The 2,628-nt window shown below is 70.2% G+C and carries 4 protein-coding genes; 1 reads left to right on the top strand and 3 read right to left on the bottom strand.

Annotated features, from left to right (window positions below):
- On the bottom strand, nt 1–680 hold a 680-nt coding region (locus tag VFN12_RS12700; protein ID WP_325119068.1), incomplete at its 3' end, for an ATP-binding cassette domain-containing protein.
- A gap of 51 nt (nt 681–731) precedes the next feature.
- A complete protein-coding gene (locus VFN12_RS12695) occupies nt 732–1,058 on the bottom strand; it encodes a multidrug efflux SMR transporter (protein WP_325119067.1) in 327 nt (108 codons plus the stop codon).
- Between the two features lie 71 nt (nt 1,059–1,129).
- On the opposite strand from VFN12_RS12695, the gene VFN12_RS12690 reads away from it, so the two are divergent.
- Entirely contained in the window at nt 1,130–1,678 is a 549-nt protein-coding gene (locus VFN12_RS12690; protein WP_325119066.1) for a TetR/AcrR family transcriptional regulator, read from the top strand.
- A 29-nt stretch (nt 1,679–1,707) separates the two neighbouring features.
- On the opposite strand, the gene VFN12_RS12685 is transcribed toward VFN12_RS12690, so the two are convergent.
- On the bottom strand, nt 1,708–2,628 hold a 921-nt coding region (locus VFN12_RS12685), incomplete at its 5' end, for an aldo/keto reductase (protein WP_325119065.1).

Genomic DNA, 2,628 nt, shown 5'->3' with positions numbered 1-2,628 from the left:
AGCAGCTCGCGGTCGTGGCTGATGAACAGGATCGTCTTGTCGGACTCGCGGATCCGTTGCTCGAGCCAGATCTTCCCGGGGACGTCGAGGAAGTTGTCGGGCTCGTCGAGGAGCAGCACCTCGTCGGGCCCGGCCAGCAGGAACTCGAGGACCAGCCGCTTCTGCTCGCCACCCGACAGCGTGCGCAGCTCGCGGTACTTCGCCCGGTCGAAGGGCACGCCCAGCGCCTTGATCGTGCACACGTCCCAGGTGACCTCGAGGTCGTAGCCACCCGCGTCGGCGTACTCGGACAGTGCCTCGGCGTAGCGCAGCTGGGTCTTCTCGTCGTCGGTCTCCATCAGCATCCGCTCGCAGCGGTCCACCTCGGCGGCGACGCTGCGCACCCGCGCGGGCGAGACGGAGAGCAGCAGGTCGGCAACCGTGGGCTCCTCGCCGGGGGCGGTGCCCAGGCCGTGCCCGACCATCTGGCGCATCACGCCGAGCCCTCCGGAGCGGGTGACGGCGCCGGCGTGGGGCTTCAGCTCGCCGGTGACGATGCGCAGGAGGGTGGTCTTGCCGGCGCCGTTGGCGCCGACGAGCGCCACCTTGGCGCCTTCGCCGACGCGGAAGGAGACGTCGTCGAGCAGAACCCGACCGTCAGGCAGCTCGTAACGCACTCCGGAGATGTCCACGTGACCCACAAGGAACGATTGTCCGTCACCACATGGCCATCGCGCACGCGGATATCCGGGTCAGTGGGCGCCCGCCAGGTTGAGGCCGACCACGCCCGCGATGATCAACCCGAGAAAGAATGCCCGCGCGGCAGTCAGGTCCTCACCGAGGAACGCCAGCCCCACCAGCGCGACGAGAGCCGTCCCGGCACCGGACCAGACGGCGTAGGCGATCGACACCGGGATCTGCCTGACCACGATGGCGAGCAGCCAGATGGACGCGGCGTACCCGGACACGACCGCGGCCGTCCAGGCGGGGTTGGTGAAGCCCTCGGCGCGCGGCAGGGCCGCCGTCGCGCCCACCTCGACCACGATTGCCAGCCCCAGCAGGGCGAATGCCGTACCCAACGAACTCACTTCCTCACACGTATGTAGCGAGTGCTACATACGTCGACTGTAGCACTCGCTACAGTCGATGCATGAGTCGTCGCGACGAGCTCCTCGAGAGGGCCACCGACCACGTGCTGGGCCACGGGTTGATCGGACTCACCCTGCGCCCACTGGCAGCGGCGCTCGGGACGAGCGACCGCATGCTCGTCTACCACTTCGGCAGTCGAGCCGGGCTGGTCACCGAGGTGATCGATGCCGCCAACGAGCGCTCAGTGGCGGCCCTGCAGTCGCTGGCGTCGGCGCCGACCGTCCGATCCGGGGTCCTGCGGCTGTGGGCCGCCTACCAGCGCCCTCCGCTGGATGCGTGCGAGCGGCTCTACACCCAGGCGGCCGCCAGCGGGCTGCTCGGCGAGGAGCCCTACCGGTCCGGCGTACGCCGGAGCAACGCGCGCTGGACGGCCGCGCTCGGCGACTACCTGGTGCGCTGCGGCGCCCGGCCCACCCGGGTCGAGCGGGCGACCCGCCTGCTGGACTCAGGTCTGCTCGGCTTCCACGTCGACCTCTCCATCGACCCGCCCGAGGAGCTTTCCCGAGCCGTGCGCGACCTGGCCGACGCCGTGCACGCTCTGGCCGGCTGAGGCCAGGGCCGGCCCACCCGGGTCGGCGGTCAGTCCTCGGTCTGCGTCGCCCAGAGGTTGATGCCGGCCTCGACGGCCTCCTGGTCGATCCGGGACAGCTCGTCGTCGGTCAGCGCCGGGAAGGACAGCGCGTCCAGGTTGGTGTCGAGCTGCTCGACCGAGGAGGCGCCGATCACCGCCGAGGTCACCCGCGGGTCGCGGACAGCCCACTGCAGGGCGAGCTGGGCGAGCTTCTGTCCGCGCGAGGCAGCGATCTCGTTGAGCTTCCGGACGTGGGCCAGGGTGCTCTCATCGAGGTGGTCCGACGCGATCGTGCTGTCCGCGCGGGCAGCGCGAGAGTCGGACGGCACCCCGTCGAGGTAGCGGTCCGTCAGCAGGCCCTGCGCCAGCGCCGTGAACACGATGCAGCCCATGCCCTGCTCCTCGAGCTCATCGAGCAGGTCCTCCTCGATCCAGCGGTTGAGCATGGAGTACGACGGCTGGTGGATCAGCAGCGGCGTACCGAGGTCGCGCGCAATGGTGGCGGCCTCGCGGGTCCTGGCCGCGGAGTACGAGGAGATGCCGGCGTAGAGCGCCTTGCCCTGCCGTACGGCGGTGTCCAGCGCCATCATCGTCTCCTCGACCGGTGTCTCCGGGTCGAAGCGGTGGCTGTAGAAGATGTCGACGTAGTCGAGCCCCATCCGGGTCAGTGACTGGTCGAGGCTGGACAGGACGTACTTCCGCGAGCCCCCGCCCTGGCCGTACGGGCCCGGCCACATGTCGTAGCCGGCCTTGGTCGAGATGACCAGCTCGTCGCGGTAGGGCTTGAAGTCGTCGGCGAGGTAGCGGCCGAAGTTCTCCTCGGCGCGGCCGTAGGGCGGGCCGTAGTTGTTGGCGAGGTCGAAGTGGGTGACGCCCCGGTCGAAGGCGCGGCGCAGGATGGCGCGCTGGTTGTCCTCGGACCGGTCGTC

Source organism: Nocardioides sp., from assembly GCF_035703625.1.
Classification (GTDB): domain Bacteria; phylum Actinomycetota; class Actinomycetes; order Propionibacteriales; family Nocardioidaceae; genus Nocardioides.
Note: the sequence above shows the minus strand (reverse complement) of the source record. Positions and strands in the feature narration are given on the sequence as shown.

Bases quoted from the DNA above. Each gene is read 5' to 3' on its own strand.
- VFN12_RS12690 (WP_325119066.1), top strand. From the start codon at position 1,130: ATGAGTCGTCGCGACGAGCTCCTCGAGAGGGCCACCGACCACGTGCTG.